Annotated in this window: 24 protein-coding genes and 2 pseudogenes; 17 read left to right on the forward strand and 9 right to left on the reverse strand. The window is 58.0% G+C overall.

The window, feature by feature from the left end:
* Positions 1-222: 222 nt before the first annotated feature.
* From JQ624_RS35780 to JQ624_RS35790, 3 genes are read left to right on the forward strand one after another with little or no spacing between them, the layout of a single operon-like run.
* Positions 223-603 carry a response regulator transcription factor gene (locus JQ624_RS35780; protein ID WP_212423584.1) on the forward strand — a complete coding sequence of 127 codons (381 nt, stop codon included), beginning with the start codon at positions 223-225 and terminating at the stop codon, positions 601-603.
* A complete protein-coding gene (locus JQ624_RS35785) occupies positions 600-1250 on the forward strand; it encodes a chemotaxis protein CheX (RefSeq protein WP_212423585.1) in 651 nt (216 codons plus the stop codon). The genes JQ624_RS35780 and JQ624_RS35785 overlap by 4 nt, the downstream gene beginning before the upstream one ends.
* Entirely contained in the window at positions 1240-3210 is a 1971-nt protein-coding gene (locus JQ624_RS35790; RefSeq protein ID WP_212423586.1) for a PAS domain-containing sensor histidine kinase, read from the forward strand. The genes JQ624_RS35785 and JQ624_RS35790 overlap by 11 nt, the downstream gene beginning before the upstream one ends.
* Positions 3211-3271: 61 nt before the next feature.
* Here JQ624_RS35790 and JQ624_RS35795 read toward each other — a convergent pair whose 3' ends face one another.
* On the reverse strand, positions 3272-3625 hold the full coding sequence (locus JQ624_RS35795; RefSeq protein WP_212423587.1) for a nuclear transport factor 2 family protein: 354 nt from the start codon (positions 3623-3625) through the stop codon (positions 3272-3274).
* Between the two features lie 218 nt (positions 3626-3843).
* Here JQ624_RS35795 and JQ624_RS35800 point away from each other — a divergent pair, with 218 nt between their 5' ends.
* The 4 genes and pseudogenes from JQ624_RS35800 to JQ624_RS35810 all read left to right on the forward strand — a co-directional run bounded on the left by JQ624_RS35800 (position 3844) and on the right by JQ624_RS35810 (position 5896).
* Entirely contained in the window at positions 3844-4131 is a 288-nt protein-coding gene (locus JQ624_RS35800; protein ID WP_249130335.1) for a hypothetical protein, read from the forward strand.
* A 46-nt stretch (positions 4132-4177) separates the two neighbouring features.
* The gene (locus JQ624_RS35805) at positions 4178-4732 is read left to right on the forward strand and encodes a hypothetical protein (protein ID WP_212423588.1); all 555 of its coding nucleotides are present in this window, start codon (positions 4178-4180) and stop codon (positions 4730-4732) included.
* 27 nt (positions 4733-4759) lie between these two features.
* Positions 4760-5042 (forward strand): annotated as a pseudogene (locus tag JQ624_RS39035) (hypothetical protein).
* 665 nt (positions 5043-5707) lie between these two features.
* Entirely contained in the window at positions 5708-5896 is a 189-nt protein-coding gene (locus JQ624_RS35810) for a hypothetical protein (RefSeq protein ID WP_212423589.1), read from the forward strand.
* Between the two features lie 288 nt (positions 5897-6184).
* Here the strand turns inward: JQ624_RS35810 and JQ624_RS35815 are convergent, their stop codons facing one another.
* On the reverse strand, positions 6185-6586 hold the full coding sequence (locus JQ624_RS35815) for a DUF1236 domain-containing protein (RefSeq protein WP_212423590.1): 402 nt from the start codon (positions 6584-6586) through the stop codon (positions 6185-6187).
* Between the two features lie 445 nt (positions 6587-7031).
* A complete protein-coding gene (locus tag JQ624_RS35820) occupies positions 7032-7265 on the reverse strand; it encodes a hypothetical protein (protein ID WP_212423591.1) in 234 nt (77 codons plus the stop codon).
* A 630-nt stretch (positions 7266-7895) separates the two neighbouring features.
* Between JQ624_RS35820 and JQ624_RS35825 the strand changes: the two genes are divergently transcribed.
* The 4 genes and pseudogenes from JQ624_RS35825 to JQ624_RS35840 form a co-directional block, all read left to right on the forward strand.
* Positions 7896-8213 carry a hypothetical protein gene (locus JQ624_RS35825; RefSeq protein ID WP_212423592.1) on the forward strand — a complete coding sequence of 106 codons (318 nt, stop codon included), beginning with the start codon at positions 7896-7898 and terminating at the stop codon, positions 8211-8213.
* A gap of 12 nt (positions 8214-8225) precedes the next feature.
* Positions 8226-8846 carry a hypothetical protein gene (locus JQ624_RS35830; RefSeq protein WP_212423593.1) on the forward strand — a complete coding sequence of 207 codons (621 nt, stop codon included), beginning with the start codon at positions 8226-8228 and terminating at the stop codon, positions 8844-8846.
* Between the two features lie 194 nt (positions 8847-9040).
* Positions 9041-9232, forward strand: a complete 192-nt coding sequence (locus JQ624_RS35835) for a hypothetical protein (RefSeq protein ID WP_212423606.1) — start codon at positions 9041-9043, stop codon at positions 9230-9232.
* 319 nt (positions 9233-9551) lie between these two features.
* Positions 9552-9757: pseudogene (locus tag JQ624_RS35840) on the forward strand (glucan biosynthesis glucosyltransferase H); the annotation flags it as partial.
* Positions 9758-9849: 92 nt separating this feature from the next.
* Here the strand turns inward: JQ624_RS35840 and JQ624_RS35845 are convergent.
* Positions 9850-10071: a hypothetical protein gene (locus JQ624_RS35845; protein WP_212423594.1), complete on the reverse strand. Its 222-nt coding sequence runs from the start codon at positions 10069-10071 to the stop codon at positions 9850-9852.
* Positions 10072-10563: 492 nt separating this feature from the next.
* On the opposite strand from JQ624_RS35845, the gene JQ624_RS35850 reads away from it, so the two are divergent.
* Together JQ624_RS35850 and JQ624_RS35855 are read left to right on the forward strand one after the other, a co-directional pair.
* Positions 10564-11007, forward strand: a complete 444-nt coding sequence (locus JQ624_RS35850) for a YidB family protein (protein WP_212423595.1) — start codon at positions 10564-10566, stop codon at positions 11005-11007.
* Positions 11008-11043: 36 nt separating this feature from the next.
* A complete protein-coding gene (locus JQ624_RS35855) occupies positions 11044-11307 on the forward strand; it encodes a GlsB/YeaQ/YmgE family stress response membrane protein (protein WP_212423596.1) in 264 nt (87 codons plus the stop codon).
* A gap of 154 nt (positions 11308-11461) precedes the next feature.
* On the opposite strand, the gene JQ624_RS35860 is transcribed toward JQ624_RS35855, so the two are convergent.
* Positions 11462-11731 (reverse strand): hypothetical protein, encoded by a 270-nt coding sequence (locus JQ624_RS35860; protein WP_212423597.1) that lies wholly within the window; start codon positions 11729-11731, stop codon positions 11462-11464.
* Positions 11732-11839: 108 nt separating this feature from the next.
* Here JQ624_RS35860 and JQ624_RS35865 point away from each other — a divergent pair, with 108 nt between their 5' ends.
* Together JQ624_RS35865 and JQ624_RS35870 are read left to right on the forward strand one after the other, a co-directional pair.
* Positions 11840-12130, forward strand: coding sequence for a hypothetical protein (locus JQ624_RS35865; RefSeq protein WP_212423598.1), 291 nt, complete (start codon positions 11840-11842; stop codon positions 12128-12130).
* Between the two features lie 143 nt (positions 12131-12273).
* Positions 12274-12498 (forward strand): hypothetical protein, encoded by a 225-nt coding sequence (locus JQ624_RS35870; RefSeq protein WP_212423599.1) that lies wholly within the window; start codon positions 12274-12276, stop codon positions 12496-12498.
* Positions 12499-13526: 1028 nt separating this feature from the next.
* Here JQ624_RS35870 and JQ624_RS35875 read toward each other — a convergent pair.
* The 4 genes from JQ624_RS35875 to JQ624_RS35885 all read right to left on the reverse strand — a co-directional run bounded on the left by JQ624_RS35875 (position 13527) and on the right by JQ624_RS35885 (position 15090).
* Positions 13527-13751 (reverse strand): hypothetical protein, encoded by a 225-nt coding sequence (locus JQ624_RS35875; protein WP_212423600.1) that lies wholly within the window; start codon positions 13749-13751, stop codon positions 13527-13529.
* 279 nt (positions 13752-14030) lie between these two features.
* Positions 14031-14159 carry a hypothetical protein gene (locus JQ624_RS39450; RefSeq protein ID WP_283817010.1) on the reverse strand — a complete coding sequence of 43 codons (129 nt, stop codon included), beginning with the start codon at positions 14157-14159 and terminating at the stop codon, positions 14031-14033.
* A 406-nt stretch (positions 14160-14565) separates the two neighbouring features.
* On the reverse strand, positions 14566-14814 hold the full coding sequence (locus JQ624_RS35880; protein ID WP_212423601.1) for a hypothetical protein: 249 nt from the start codon (positions 14812-14814) through the stop codon (positions 14566-14568).
* Positions 14815-14916: 102 nt separating this feature from the next.
* Positions 14917-15090 carry a hypothetical protein gene (locus JQ624_RS35885; RefSeq protein WP_212423602.1) on the reverse strand — a complete coding sequence of 58 codons (174 nt, stop codon included), beginning with the start codon at positions 15088-15090 and terminating at the stop codon, positions 14917-14919.
* A gap of 317 nt (positions 15091-15407) precedes the next feature.
* Here JQ624_RS35885 and JQ624_RS35890 point away from each other — a divergent pair, with 317 nt between their 5' ends.
* Both JQ624_RS35890 and JQ624_RS35895 read left to right on the forward strand, forming a co-directional pair.
* The gene (locus JQ624_RS35890) at positions 15408-15758 is read left to right on the forward strand and encodes a hypothetical protein (protein ID WP_212423603.1); all 351 of its coding nucleotides are present in this window, start codon (positions 15408-15410) and stop codon (positions 15756-15758) included.
* Positions 15755-15968, forward strand: a 214-nt coding sequence (locus JQ624_RS35895) for a hypothetical protein (RefSeq protein WP_212423604.1), incomplete at its 3' end; no start/stop codon positions are given. The genes JQ624_RS35890 and JQ624_RS35895, both read left to right, overlap by 4 nt.

Here is a 15968-nt window from a genome sequence, read left to right on the forward strand (position 1 = left end):
CGATCGGACCCTGCGGGGACGTCTGGGTGCAGCAATGGCTGGCGCCAAAACTGCCCCAAAAGGGGACGTCGGGATAGCCATCCCTGCGTCGCCGCAAAATTGGAACCAACTGGGTAACCCGGTCATTTACCCCCTTACGGCAAGAGTTTAGAGCTATAGGCCTCCCGCCTTTCAGCCTATGACCGGAATAGGTCAGACGTTCAGCCACGAGAAGCCTAAAAAATGCATAAAGTCTTGATCGTTGACGACAGCAAGCTCGCCCGCATGGTGATGGCGAGCGCATTCCGGCGCATCCGGCCGAACTGGACGTTGGTGGAGACCACCAACGCCGACGAGGCGCTTGCCGCAGTTTCCGGGGGTGGCGTTGAAATTGCGCTGATCGATTTCAACATGCCTGGGATCGATGGTTTGGAGCTTGTTGCAAGCATCCGCAAGACACATCCGAATATGCCGGTTGCCGTCGTCTCGGCGAACGTCCAAAATGAAATTATCGGACGTGCGCGGGAATTAAATGCCGGCTTCATTCCAAAGCCCTTGACCGATGAAGGTCTCGCCGCGTTTCTTTCGGGCGCCGCGCTTCGGCTTAAGAAATCAACGACATGACCGGGGACGCGGGCAAACTCACCGAGATCGAACAGGATGCACTAGCCGAAATCGCCAATATGGGCGTCAGCCGCGCCGCGAGCAGTCTCCGGCTGCTGGTGGGCGAAGAAGTCCTGCTGTCTGTACCCTCCGTCAAGATCGTAACACGTGAGGCGGCGTCGAGACTGGTCGAGCGCGAGAACGCGAAGAAGCTCGTGGCCGTGCAGCAGACTTTCGAAGGGCCGTTCGCCGGCAAGGCGCTTTTGATCTTTCCGGAAGCGCAAAGTCTGGAGCTGGTTCGCTCGATTGTCGGCGACCAGCACACGCTGGAAGATGTGATTGATCTAGAGCAAGAGGCCCTTGCTGAAACCGGTAATATCATTCTGAACGGATGCCTCGCAACGATCGCGAATGTCTTGAACCGAACGATGCGGATGTCACTGCCATCCATCGTTCGAGGAGACGGAGCCACCTTGTTCGAGGTGCAAGGACCCGCGTCGGGAGAACAATTTGTTCTGTTCCTCTATATCGATTTCAACATCAAGACGCGGGATGTGCACGGGTTCATCGCTCTCCTCATGGATTTGCCATCCATCGCCGCGTTAAAGACGATCGTGAACGACTTTATCGACGCCATCGAAAAGCAACCATCCGGTCATGTTGGATAACCTGTCTGATCCTGTATTCAGTCTCGTTTTTGACACTGTCGACATTGGTCTCATTGTGGTCGATGTCGACGGGCTTGTTTTCGGCTGGAATGCCTGGATGGCCCGCGTCACCCGACGCCCGACGCAGCAGGTGATCGGAAAATCCTTATATGAAATCTTTCCTGACGTGCGTAACACCCGCTTACCCGGTATCATCGAGGATGCGTTTCAGGTTGGCAGCTCCAGCATCCTGACCCACACGCTGAATACGTTGTTGCCCCTGCAAGGCGAAAGCGGAGAGCCGATCCTTCACAATATCGTTGTACGTCCTGTGTCGTCAGAGCATGCAAGTTATTGTCTTTTGCAGATCACCGACGTCACCGTAGCCGTTGCGCGAGAGCGGGTATTGCGGGAGCGTCAGAACGCCCGGTACCACGCGATCGTCGATTCGGCGCCTGACGCAATCATCACAATCGACGACAACCGCGTTGTTCAATGGGTCAACGGCGCAGTGGATCATGTACTGGGTTACGGGCACGCCGAGTTGCTCGGGCAGCCGATCGACATTCTGTTGCAGCCGGACAACCAGTTGGTTTCCGCCCTGGCAAAAAGTTCGGCCGATCAAAAAAGCGATGCTGCGATATCGGTCGTCGGCCGGTACAAGAATGGAAAATCCGGAAACTTCGAGATTTCCCTTGGGCATTGGCGTGCCGATCAACGCGATTTCGTCACCACAATCTGGCGCGACGTCACGGAACGGGCGGCGGCCGATGCCGCCCTGCGCGATGCACGGGACGCCTTGCAAAGAAGTCACGATGAACTGGAAAGCCGGGTCGAGCAGCGGACCCGCGAGCGCGAGATCGCACTGAGGCAGCTTCATGAATCCCAGAAGATGGAGAGCATCGGGCAGCTGACTGGCGGAGTCGCGCACGACTTCAACAACCTGTTGGCTGTCATATTGGGAAGCCTGAGCCTGCTGAAGAAGACGGTGCCGCAAGAGCCTCGGATTTCCCGTTTGTTGGACCGGGCCATCCAGGGCGCCGAGCGTGGTGCTACCCTCACGACACGGCTGCTCGCCTTTGCGCGCCGGCAGGAATTGAAAGTCGAATTTGTCGCTCTGCAAAAACTGATTCCCGAAATGCTGGATTTCTTGCGGCATTCCGTCGGTCCGAACATCGAGATTCGCGCGGAGATTTCGCCGGAGGTCGAAGCAATCGAGGTTGATGCGAACCAACTCGAACTGGCTCTGATCAATCTCGCCGTCAACGCCCGAGATGCAATGCCGCAGGGCGGCTCGCTGACGATTGCTTGTCACAACGAGGCGAGCGGGAAGAGTATTGGGCTATCACGAGATCCCTTCGTCTGTATCACCGTTACCGACACCGGTGAGGGCATGAGCGAAGCCACGCTGGAACGCGCGCAGGAGCCGTTCTTCACCACCAAAGGCATAGGCAAAGGCACCGGCCTTGGGCTGTCGATGGTCCACGGATTTACGGCGCAATCCGGCGGAACGATGCGTATCAGAAGTCAACCGGGGAAGGGAACGTCGGTCACGATCTGGCTGCCGCGAGCAAAGGAAGGCAGCAAGGCGGCGGATGTGGATATGCCCCTTGCGCAACCGAAGGAAGCGCGAAGCCTCCGGGTGTTGCTGGTGGATGATGATATTTTGGTGAGCATGGGGGCGGCTGATATGTTGCTCGATCTCGGTCATAGCGTGACCGAGGCTCAATCAGGGCCACACGCGCTCAAACTGCTGGAAAGCGATGCTCCGTTCGACATCGTCGTGACTGATTACGCCATGCCGGGGATGAACGGTTTTGAACTCGCCCAGCGGGTCAAGGAGCGAAATCCAAAAATTCCCATCATCCTGGCAACCGGATACGCGGAGTTGCCAGCCGACCGGTCGATTGAGTTTGGGCATTTGGCCAAACCCTATACGTCAAAAGACCTGGCAGCCGCGCTGGAGAAAGCGGTGATGTAGCCCGGTGAGGGGCTGTGGCGGCGAGTTGTTGGACCCGCCGCTCGCGTTACCAGCGCTGAGTTCATGCAGCAAGTTGGATAGGTTCACATGCCGTTAGCCGAATCTTGCCTGCATGATTGAACCGAAAGTGCGTCCTCATGGGGCGTCCGTCGTAATCACGATAGTCGAGCGAAACGCCATCCTCTTCCGGCATCAAGGCGTCGATTGTGAACGCGCGGCGCCCAGCTCTGGCTAGCCGTGGCCGCCAGTATCGCTCCATTTCCGATCGACCGGTGAAGTTGCCGCCTTCACAACATTCGACGGTAGCGCCGTCATCGTACAGGTCGAGCAGCGCTTCCAGGCGGCGCTGCTTGCACGCGTCTATCCAATCAACAACGATTCCGATAGCATCGAAGCGGTCTTTTGCATTCGCCATACGTGGTCCTCCCAAGCAGGCTACTTGCGGCAAGTCGAATGAACGCGTTGTGAACCGGGCGTTCAGGACCCGTTGAATTTGCCGAGATCCCGAAGTGGAACGACAGGACGATGCTTCGTGTCGGCTCTTCCGAAGTCGGCCCACCTTGCATGACGAGAACTTCGGCCGAACCCAGGAACGGAACGGAACTGGCGCGGTTGAAAGCTCGGAGATCCCAAATGTCTGATGCTGTCGACTATCTGCACGCTTACGCCACAAGAGCTATCTGCAGGGCGCGACGAATGCCCGTTGGCAAGTTGAAGCGTCTTCAAAGAGCGGTTGGACGAATCTATTTGCTTTTGACCAAGGAAGCGGCCGTCGCTCCGAGCATCGATTACCTTGAAGACTTCCGAGCGGCGCGCCGACTGGAAAAGTCGATTGCTCCCGAAAGAGGGCAAGCGTTATCAGAGCTTGGGAAAACGCGCCGCCCGCCTGACGCAGAAAAATCAAAGACCGCGCTGCGATAGGGATTGAATCACGAGCGTCTCGCGACATTTGCCAGGAGAGCATCGGATGGAATCTGAGGACAAGTTTGTCGAGCGTTTGGCAAAGCGACATTCTTTGTCACCAGCAGCAGTACGGGTTGTGCTTGTTGCGCTTCGTCGAGGAGGCGCACGGATGGCGCAATTCAGTCACGCTGATTTTGGCGGGATGTCGCAATGGTCGCCGGGCATGTCGATGGTTGGGGACATGTTCAATACCCAGCTCAAATCCACGCTCGACGCGCTTTGCACGGATATCGTCGCTCATCTCACCGCATCTGGAGTGGTTGGCAGTGACGTAGGCTCAAGGCCGGAGGAGGTGAGCTACCGGTCGGCGGCGACGTCGCCGGCCTGGTGGCCGAACGGCTTGGGCCACCCGGCAGCGGTGGGTGGCCAGAACGACCGCCGATACGCAATTTTCCCCGCAACCCGTCGCTTGGTCATCGATGATCGCGGCTCGATTTCCACCTATGATACCGGCGATCATCAGATCTTCGGGGTGGCCCAGGCTCAAAGCAGCGAACGGGCGCTTTCTTTCACACCTCAAAACGGCCTGGTGAAGGTGACCGACCTCACCAAGCTCTAGAACTGCCCGGCGCGGTGGAACAACTCTTTGGCCGAAGGATTCGTCTTTTGGCGGGAGAGGTTCGATGAGTCGCGAGCTCGCACGCTCTACGGATGGGCGTTTGCCGTTTTGCACGAAGCTGGCGCCATCCGGAAGTACGAAGAACACGGCTGGATGCAGGATCGAGCTGATCCGCATGCGCGAGAGCGCGCCGTCTCCATCGCTCGTCAGTATCCGCCAAACGATATCTCTCCAGAGCAGGCCGTCGCCGAGGTTTTGGGACGTACTGGACTCGATTGGCAACGCTTGCCCAGAGTGTCGGCCCGATTAGTTCGCGGCGATGTTCGGCGCCGTCTCACACTTAGCCCGGGCGCGCCTCAGGGTAGCCTTAACGGGCAGCGCGATCTGGGTCCTGTTCTTCGCGATATACGGCGACTACGCGAACAGCGGCCGTTGCGCTCCGCCGCCGCGCGAATCCTATCACGCTCGGCGAAGCTCCGCGGGCGGCGGCTTCTGGCAGAGCGCATACCGTCCGGCTCCGGCTGGCATATTTTAAGTCGGGAAAAAGTGGCAACTTTCTCATCCCAATCGAATTATCTAGCAGCGCCGCGTTTCTGGAGGCCAGGAATGGATGACAAGTTCCCGCTGAGGGTCGCCGTAGATCAAGCTTGGACCGTGCACCTAGCCACGCACAGCGGTATTCATGCGGCTGACCCGCGTCGTTGTTCGCTTGAGAGATACCTTAACGAACGGTGGGAGGCTGGTGAAAGCGATCCTGAGGAGCTGACGTGCCGTGGCCTCTCGTACCTGGCCCGGCTTGGGTCAGAGAGTTGGTGAGGGCAGGATGGCAAAGTTTGCAGAGACTTTGATTCAGCTGGTCTCTCGAAGCGCCCGACCGGATTGGACGCTGGCCGCAGTCGCAAGTCTCATTGCCGCGGGTATCACGGCCTCAATCCGATACGCGTTCGGATAACTGAAGACGCTTGAGTGAGAGTCATGGAATACAAGCCTATCCAATTTGAAGTCATTCCGATGACAAACCCTTCTCAAGGCTGGAAATGGATCGTCTTTCTCGATTCAATCAGAACCCGGACCGGCGTTCGGCTCACCCGTGCTGACGCCGTGCTGGATGCCGAATTTACCATCGACAAGGCGCTGGAAAGTCGGCGGTGCCCTGAGCAATAGCGGTGTTCGCATACTGGGCTGAACCTTTCGGCTTCGTCCGAGGACCAACGCGAATGGACGCGGAGCGAGAAAAGCAGGCCTTACACGAACAGCTCGTCAGATGCCGGATATTGCTCAGCGAGTTCCCCGAGGGCGTCACAGCTAAGAATCTCAAGGACCTGGCGGACGAACTCGAGGAGGAAATTCGTCTACTCAACCGATAGATCTACAAAATGCGCGCGTGACCCGGATTGAAGCGCGAGCTGCCACAAATGTAACGGCCCGCCGAAGCGGGCCGTTTTGGTTTCATCAATCGATGATTTCAACGATCCGATGAGTGCCCGGATCGACCAATACGGTGCGATCATTCACGACGGTGTAGCGGTACTTGGTGACGCCGTACTCCCTGGGGACCTCATAGTAGGTCACGCCGCTCGAAGGCAAATCGGCGCCGACGCGGAGATCGTTTTCATACCGATACGAGTGATGTCGCTGCCCGGTCACATATGTACGAAGTCGCGGACGCGAATCGTCAGCAATTCCGCCGGCCACTGCGCCGACGGTTGCACCAACAGCTGCTCCGGCCGGGCCGCCAACGATAGCGCCACCAACGGCGCCGGTAGCTGCGCCCGTTGCGGCTCCGCCCTGAGCAAAGGCGGCAGTCGAGCCAGCCAGCGCGATCAGCAACGTTCCTAAGACGACTTTCTTCATGATGATTCTCTCCATGAATTGATCGACGAAGGCAAACGGAAGCACGGACCAAGCGTTCCGCTTTAACGACGGTTGGTTGTTACTAAACGGACATTGACTGCTCGATCCGTGTTGCGGAGGCACGCGGGCGAGAAATTGGGCCATACTTGTTTTGAACAGTCTTCGGTTACGCTGTCTGCTTTGACGGGCTGGACTGCTGCTTCCTCAGCAATAGTGACATTTGTTAGTAGGAAAGAAATGACGATAGCAGATAGGACGTGTTTCATTTTGCGCCTCTTTTGAGCTGTCATCCCAACGAGAGGAATCATGTTGCGTTCCGCAAATTGTCGAACTGAAAAGAAAAACCCTGCCGAGGACCGCCCGGCAGGGTCACGCAGGTCGATGGGCGCGCAAAGTGGGGCTCTTGGTGGTCCATCGAGGACTGCGAGCTCTTACTGATCGAGGATCAGTTTTCCGTACAGACCTTCATTGTCTTCATGCCAGTTTCGGCTTCGGTCTTGGTCTTGAACACGCCGTTGTCGACTATCGTCGTCGTTGTGGTCGGCTTTTTATCGACGATGGTACATTTCTTGGTGGTTGCATCCCTCACGACATAATATTCCGAGGTGACGGCGGTTTGCGCAAAGGCCGAAGTGACCGTAAACGCGATGACGGCGCTTGAAAGCAGCAGCGTTTTCATAGTGTCTCCTCCAAATGACGATTGGGCCGGATTGCTTAGTTTTCCCGGCTGATTTGTTTACTCGTTAGTGCACGACGCGTAGTAACCGACGCCACCGATAACGATTACAGTAGGACCGCCCACAGCAACGGTACCGGCATTTACGCCTCCTCATAAATTGCCCACGGTGTTCCAACGTTGCGTATTGCCACTTGTTCCCGATCGATGTCGGCTGCTAGGTGGAAAGCAGCTGCGGCAACCGTGGCACGAAGGGCTGGTTCCTGCGGCTTAATGGATGAACATCGGGCCTACGTCCTTGGACGCCCCGGCTACATTATCGATCGCGTTGAGCATTCCCTGTTCCAATGGAGATGAGGCGCGTCAACTGCGAAGTGCGCCGTTGATGTTAACGCCATCGAGCTTTGGAAAGCCGGCCGCCTCATAGAACGGTTCGAGCCAGAGCGCGACGTCTCCGGCTAACCAAAAGCCTGCCGTGGCGATTGTCTCTGAGTTGCGCACCGCCCGAACGCGGTACGGCGGGTTGCTCGAACGGTGGAGGGTTTTGGCAAAGCGTTCGTGCCTAGGTCACTAGTTTAGGAACTATAGCGGTAGCCAAAGGTTACGAGCGCTCCTGAAACTCTGGAGGAAACTATGAAACGCTCGTTTCTCTACATTTGTATTGGATTATTCGCAGCTACGACCGCCTCGGCGCAAAATCCGCCCGCGCAGTCAGGACCGAACAACAACGCGGTCAATAGTGCCGGTCAAAACAACTCCAACGCTCCGGTCGTGGGTCGCAACAGCTTCACCGAAGGGCAAGCTAAGTCGAGAATCGAGGATGCCGGCTACACCAACGTCACGGAACTAAAAAAAGACGACAATGGTGTTTGGCGCGGCAAGGCCAGCAAGAGCGGCACGGCCACAGCGGTAAGCGTCGATTTTCAAGGCAACGTCAATACTGCCAAGTAAGGAAGACCAAACATGACTGTTACCATTTCTCGTCTTTACGATAATCACAACGATGCGCAGCAAGCTGTAAGGCGCTTGGAAGCCGCGGGCGTGCCGCACTCGGACATCAGCCTCGTCGCCAATAACTCGGATGGCTGGTTTAACACCGACAAGAAGGTAGATCGCGACCGCGATGGCGTCGACGATCGCGCCGAAGGCGCTGGGAAGGGCGCTGGCATTGGCGCGGGCGTGGGTGGAGCAGCTGGCCTTCTTGCCGGACTTGGCTTGTTGGCAATACCCGGGCTTGGACCCGTTGTTGCGGCTGGGTGGCTGGCTGCCACAGCGGTTGGCGCGGCAGCGGGCGCAGCCACCGGCGGTATTGTCGGCGCGCTCACAGAGGCGGGCGTGTCTGAGGAAGATGCCCACTCCTACGCTGAGGGCGTCCGCCGGGGCGGCACGCTGGTTTCAGCGCGGGTCGCCGACGCCGAACGTTCCCGTCTCGAAGCGATGTTAGATGAGTCTGCTATCAATCTGCGTGACCGAAGCGCGGCCTGGCAAAAGGCGGGGTGGAAGTCGTTCGATGCCGGCAGCAAGCCCTACGGTGCCGAAGAGGTCCGAAAGGAACGGGCCCTGTACGGCGGCGGACTTCGTTAATCCTCAAGACGGCCCGCTTCGGCGGGCCGTCGTTCGGGTGCACGGCCCTTCCACAAGCTCAAGAGAGCCAATTGACCGGTGACCCGTCCAACCGCGACTTGCCGACGACGCTTTGGAGATAGCTCGATCAATGCCGAGCGGGCCTGAGAAAGCCGAAGCATTGAAAAGGGCTCGCCTGCTGCGCAAGGCGGCTGATGCTCAAGGAATTTCATTCGCCAAGCGGCGATTCCGGCCAGGGGATCCCGCCGGGTCGATTAACCGGTGGGCACAACATGATGAGGTTCAGAGAGCAAGAAGTCCTGATCGCGCGCTATCGGGTTTTAGATCGGGAAGTGACTGATCCGCTTGCCGCAAGTCTACTACACATCATCATCTTAGAACTTTAGCTGACCTTCAGACGGATGGGAAACCTCCACGGGAGTATCGATCACCGGCGTCGGTGAGCGTCTATAGAAACCCTCCCGCATAACCGCGCCGCTTATCTCGTCACTAACAGTGCGCGCCGCTCGCTTTTTTCTCCAGCCGCCCGCTAATCCCGCAGGAAGTGGCGCTCCTCGTCGGATCACGAGAAGCTGGCCTTTTCCTCGAACGTATACGTCGAACATGCGGATTGCTCCCATGTTCGTTATAGGCACAGCTTGTGTTGAAAGGGGTGCAAAAGCGCAACAGCTTGGCCTGAAGCTGCGATTAGAAATACCGGAGCGCATGCTGATTCTGGACGCCGACAGTCTGATGACGGGCGACAGCATCATTCGCCTCGTGCCGCCATGGAGACACATCCGAAGGCTGCGCTGATTCAGACGCTGCCTGTCATCGTCAACGCGAAATCGCTGTTCGCGCGCTGGCAGCAATTCGCCGAGCCGCTGTACGGCCCGATGCTGGCCGCGGGGATCGCATGGTGGCACGGCTCCGCCGTGTCTGAAAAATAGGGCTCGCGTCGCTCTCTTGCCGGAGGGGCCACCTGGCCGCAGCGGTCGAAAGCCGAACATGGCAGAAAGGCCGACTACCCGCCGACCAGCCTGGGGAAGAAGACGGTCTCTTCCGCGTTCGGGTCGAACGATCGGATCTGGGAGACCTGACCTGGACCGGTCCGAACCGCGGCGGTGAAGCCGACCTTCGTCAGCTCATAGAACCGTTGCTCCGCCTTCGCCAGTTCTCGTGCGTCCTGGGAGTTGAAGGGATGACGGCTGTCGCCGGTGCGGTCCATCACGATCTGGATTGCCATGATCGCCTCCTCGGATTGCTGTGGTAGCGGTAGCCAAGGACCTCGAACCAGTATCGGTCCTAAGTCGTATTCTTTCAAGAGAAGAACATTTGCATTGCAATATGTTGGTCGCCTGCTGATCGCGGCGGGTGCACATGCACAATAACGACTAGGGTGGCTGCGACCCTGTCTTCCTATTCGGATGCACCCACGACGATCTTCGAGCGATTCGTCCGGCAGCGGTCCTGCAGTTCCTTTGCTCTACCCATCAAGCATGCTTCCGGACGTCGCGCTCCTTGACGCTCAGCAAGATCACCGGCGTGGCCTTGCGTTGAGGCGAAGGCGTTACATCGGCCATTGTGGGACGACGCCCTGAAGATTGTGATCCGTGGAGATCAAGTGGCGGCCTAAGCATCACCTGCCTTCTGGACACCCATCGCGTCTGGCAGCCGTACTTGGAACCCAACCGACTTGCGGGAGTTGCATGGACTTATAACCAGACAGGAGCTGCAAATGAGCCGCGGTATGCCTTCGATGACTGCACTTCTCGGGCTCCTCGCGATAGCGGGATACCAGAACCGCGACAAATTGGCAGAATTGCTCAAGGGAGCCGGTGGTAGCTCGGCGGGTTCGCAGCCGTCGGGTGGTTTGCTTGGCAATCTGGGCGGGATGCTTGGCGGCGCAGGAGTTGGCGGACTGCTAAGCGGAGGCATCGGCGAGTTGCTCGAACGCTTTAACCAAAATGGCCAAGGTGAAACGGTTCAGTCTTGGATCAATTCTGGCCCGAACAAAGAGATTTCGCCTCCGCAACTGAAGCAAGCAATCGGAGCGGACGTTCTTGAACAGCTCGAACAGCAGACCGGGCTTTCGCAAGACGAGCTCCTTGCGAGACTGTCCCGCGAGTTGCCCACTGCCGTTGATAAATACACACCGGAAGGACATCTACCTGCTGCTTGATTTGTAGCAGCCGTTGCTAACGAAAGGACTATTGAGATGAGTATACTTTGGACGATCATCATTGGCTTCATTGCCGGTGTAATAGCCAAATTTGTTATGCCGGGTGACAACGAACCGTCGGGTTTCATCCTCACGACGATTCTCGGGATCGTGGGCGCCTTCGTGGCTAGCTACTTAGGCCAAGCTCTGGGATGGTACTTGCCCGGCGAAGGTGCTGGATTGATTGGCGCGGTGGTTGGCGCAATCATTGTGCTCTTTGTGTACGGACTGTTCGCAGGTCGACAACGGAGCACGCTCTAAGAACCTGACATCGGCGCCCCTGAAGCCCATGCGTGTCCCCACGGGAGGCAGCTATGGATACAAATAATCACGATGCCGAGGCTTCGAAGGTCGAGACAACCGAAACTAAGGAACCGCGGAAGCCGATCGTAGACCAAATGACGGACTTGGCAGCTCAAGCCGCGGGTGCGCTGGCTGAGACGGCAGTCAAAGCAGTAGCCAAGCGCACGAAGAAGGCTGTAGCAAAACGGTTGCCCGCCCCTGTGAAGAAAGCAGCAGCCAAGACGGCAAAATCAGCCAAAGCTAGTAAGGCCGGTGCGTCAAAGAGGAAAGTGGCCTCAAAGAAATTGAAGAAGTCGTCGAAGAGGCGGACACTCAGGAAAACTGCGACAAGGCGGTCGAAGAAACCGAGGCCTTCGTGATAACGGCGCCGCGTATGATGCAATCTTGTTCGCGGTCGCCAGCATCTGGAAGGGTCGCTTCGCGTCAACAGCGTAGACCGCGGGCGCGTCAATCGTTTCCCACCTATCCACTGACATACTTGGCATGGACCATGTTCGCGCTTGGATTCCCGAACCAGGGGCACGCCTTAACCGCAGAAGCCATTGCGGTCTCAAGGGGCGGCTCAGAGTTCTACTACGCGATGGCACTCAGCAACGGTTGCTATCACATGTGCGGGGATTGTGCGGCGGTCGAGGCGAACGTTGCTATGCTGCTCGATCCTGCGGCGAAGAAAGGGATTGTCGTGTTCCACGCGGTCGCGCGTCTTTTCGAAGGCTGGACGCGGGCCGGTCGCGGCGCGCCGGAAGGTCGAGCATCCCTACAAGAGATCGATCCTGGCTGAGATTTGCCTGCAGGGGAGCTGGTGGTCGGAGGCGGCGGAACAACTCGACGAGGCACTACGCCTAGTGCGGGCCACGGACGAGCGCTGGTATGAGGCGGAGTTGCATCGACTTGCTGCCGACCTCGCGCTTGCGGAGGGATAAGGTGAATGCCGAGTTGCAATTCGGGCAAGCGCTCACACTTGCGACGGCGCAGTCGGCGCGGATCTGGGAGCTACGCGCGGCGAAGGGACTTGCCCGGCTCTGGCGCGAAGCAGGGAAGGTCGGCGAGGCCCGTGCCCTACTGGCGCCGGTGCTCGGCAGCTTCACCGAAGGCTTCGACACGCGCGATCTCATCGAGGGCAGGGCAATTCTTGATGAGCTGGCGTAAGGCACAGTAGTTAGTTGGGCCACCGGCACCAGCTCTCATCGTCGAGGTCCGGAATTGGCAGATTTTGTTGCAAAAGTCGGCTGCTGCCGAGTCGGCCATTCGTTAAGAGCAGCCGGCGTTGATCCGCCGGCCCCGACGCCCTCTACACAACTCCGACGCTACGCGAAGCACAAAGCCTGAGTTGGTGGTGGCGAGCGGCCAATGACGCGATCCGCAGCAGGGTTCTGGGCGATGGCAGCTTGTCCTGGGCGCCTCGCAGTCCACGCAGTCGAAGCCGACCGAGCTTCAGGATGCGCTTCAGGTGCGGACCGCACCTCGATGTTCTTGCGCTCACGTCGTGACTTCTCAAAGTCTTCGGTGTCGACCTCGCCGCGTTTCGCGTCAACACAACGGCTTCGCGGCCTACCTCAACCGACTTTTGCAGCAAAATCGGCACTTTTCAGGCCTGCCGAAACGGCCTGTCGATGTCCGTTCATTAAGTGCCGAAACGGATTTCGCAGCTGCGCGCCAAAATCTGAAAGGGGCAGCCTCCGTTGAAGTGTTGCGGATGGGAGAGGGCAGGCTGGCTCGATCCGCCGCCGCAAACGATCAGCGCTACGCGCGCCGCTTGTTCAGCGAAGAGTCTGTCTGGCTGGTCCAATTTGGGTACACTCTAATCGGATCGGCAACTTGCCAGTTCAATAAATCGGTGCGAATGACTGACACGGTGCCTTCCTGATGGGGCACCCCAAAAGATCCGATTGGAGACCCAATAGAATGGGTACGAGGTAATCTGCCATTTGCTATCAAGTGGACGTGCCGAACCCAGTTTATTTCTCGGCACTGACGCATTATCCTTACTTACGGCCCCAGCCTCCCAAGCCTGCTGGGGCCGTATTTTAGTTGGCGGCGTCTTACAGTCTACAGCGACCCAACACCTGCCAGACGATCGCCCAGCACCAGAATCACAAGCATCCCATAGTAGTCTCGCGGCCGATGCGATTCACTCTAGAACCTCGCGGCTGCAACTGAATTGTTTTCCTAGTCGCTTACCGTTCTTCACGGACGACGCTATAGACGCCTGCGATGCTGGTCAGCGAAAGCGCTGCCCGTGCGTCCTCGACATAACTGTCCCAGAACTTTTCCGGCAGGTCGTCGCTTCGCCATGCCCGTTTTGCGGCGAAGGTCGTTTGATCCGAAAGCCTTGATTGCTGCGACTCGTAAATGCGACGTCCAGCTTCCTCGACAATACGGTCGCTGAGCCATTTACTCACGAAAACCTCGCCAGTTCTCGTCGCTGAACAATCATGAAGTGTTTCGCGAAGCTGGCGGCGACGGCAAGGGGACTAAGGGAGTACTTCCTTTAGGGGAGGGCGGCATCCACGCCTCCGAAGAATTTTCCCCCTTTTGATTTTGAGGCCGCTAATTATCTATACCGGAGCCGCGTCAGTGCGGTGCGCAGGCAAGGGGGTCTCCTAGCCATCGAGACAGGAAACCAAAGATCGCCAGCAAAGAGGCCATTTTGGCGGCCTCTTTTATGCGAGGACCTGTACTCAAAGGCTACGCCTTCCGGGGTCATTTTCCTCGAACCACTTTTCCGCGGCGTCCGTGGTGGCGAATACCTTGATTTGCTCGGCATCGCCGACCTGCTTGCTTGTGTTGACGTAGACAAAAACGGTCATCGTAAGACCCTACACGCTTTGGCCCTTGCTCGTGGCGTGACATCTGGGTTCGGCTTGCCGGTATCTGAATAAGAAACGGCCCCAGCTGCCGGAAAGGAGACTGGGGCCGTCATTCCAATGCGCCTAGCCAGGGGGGCGACCGTGACTGGCGCCAGCATCAACGCGCCCAGCGACCTCCCGTTCCCAACCTCGCCTTCTCAAACAGCGGCCTGACATCTTCGCCCCGGCGACCCGCAGACCTGACAGGTGAACTTTGGCTCCAGGTCGGACAGGCGCACATCATCGCCCCAGCCATCGGCATTTACGACGACAGAGTGAGCGCATCGATAGTCGCCGCAATAGATCAGCAGCCGGCGGGGCCGGACTGCCGCATTTCCCCGAGAGTGATCTTTTGTTGGCGTTGCATTCAGTCCCAGCCGCCGGGAGATGGGTGATTAGCCAAACTTTTCACAGCCGACCTTTCCTCATTCAAGCGCTTTTCGACAAACCCACGCTCAAGGTCCGAAAGATCGGTCTCAAGCAGTCGTCGATATCGGATGATGTTGCTATTATGCGCGCGCAGGCGGGCGACCTTCTCTTCGATCATCGTCGTCACCTGAAATAAGATAAAGAAAACAGCTTGGAGGCAAATGCCGCCGCCATTCATCGCGCCCATTCTGCCAAGAATCGCACCCAGCGCGAATAGACCATTTCGGCGTAAGCCCGGTCGGGGTGGGCCCGGCGCGCGTCGTCCGGAAGTGTCGTGCGTCGGGCTGCCTTACCCCGCCCTGTCCGCCATCACCTTCTCGATATCGCCAGCGAGCCGCCTGAAATGGACGGCGAGACGCTCATAAAGCTCGCGCTTCTGCGCAGCCGTCGCGCTTCTGGCGATCTGCTCCGCATAGTCGGCTTCTGCGCGCAGCTTTTCTGCGCTGGCCTTCATGTCCTCCATGGACCTTTACCTTGGCGGCTGCAAGCCTGGCGACTGCAGCCACTCGTCAATATGGTTGGCCGTTGGCCGTGTCGGTCCCAGCTCGCTGAGCAATAACGCATCTTGGGGAGCCAAGTTCCAGTTCACCCCCGCGGTTTACTGGAATTTGGACGAGAACGGACTGCTGAACTGCGCGCTCGAGATCCCTTCCATGGACGCAGGTTCGATACCGGCAAGATGTTCACGGATCAAAGTGCCAAGAAGAGCTTCGAAGGGCAGGAGGGAGAGGATCTTGCCAATTCGGTCCTCGACACACCACAGCCACGGAACTTGAGGAGATGCAACGCGCCATCGGTACGAAGAACAGTGCCGACGTGATTGAACTAAATCGCCGGGTCGAGGAGCAACGCGCAAACCTTAAGACCTCATTCGAGGCTGACACTCGCTGCTCTATCGTTGAAAAAGGCCGCGCTATTCGGCAAGAACTCTCGCGCATCAAGAACCGTCCCGAAAACGTCGGATCTGTCCTTGCTGCGGAAGTGGACGGGCTTGTGCAGGCTTATAATGCCACCGTTAGAGTCCACGCGCTCCGGTCGTCGAACGACCGCTTCGATGCCTTACTTGCGCAAGTGCATGAAGCCCTGCAGCACGGTCGGTCGACGATGCCCGCAGATCGTATTCGGAAATGATCTCTATTTTCCTGGATGGCGCCAAGGAGCAGCCCGGCTTCCACGTTGACATGTTTCTGTCGTTCACGCGTGAGCGCCATCTCGCTATAGACAAGGCGCTACACGACCGTCTCATTGCGGAGGGCGAGGCTTGTGTAGCGCGACAATCTGGATGGGAACACAGCGACAATCAGGATGGCCATTTCGGCGGTCGCGGCGAGAGGATGATTG

The organism is Bradyrhizobium sp. AUGA SZCCT0283 (assembly GCF_018130385.1).
Lineage (GTDB): Bacteria > Pseudomonadota > Alphaproteobacteria > Rhizobiales > Xanthobacteraceae > Bradyrhizobium.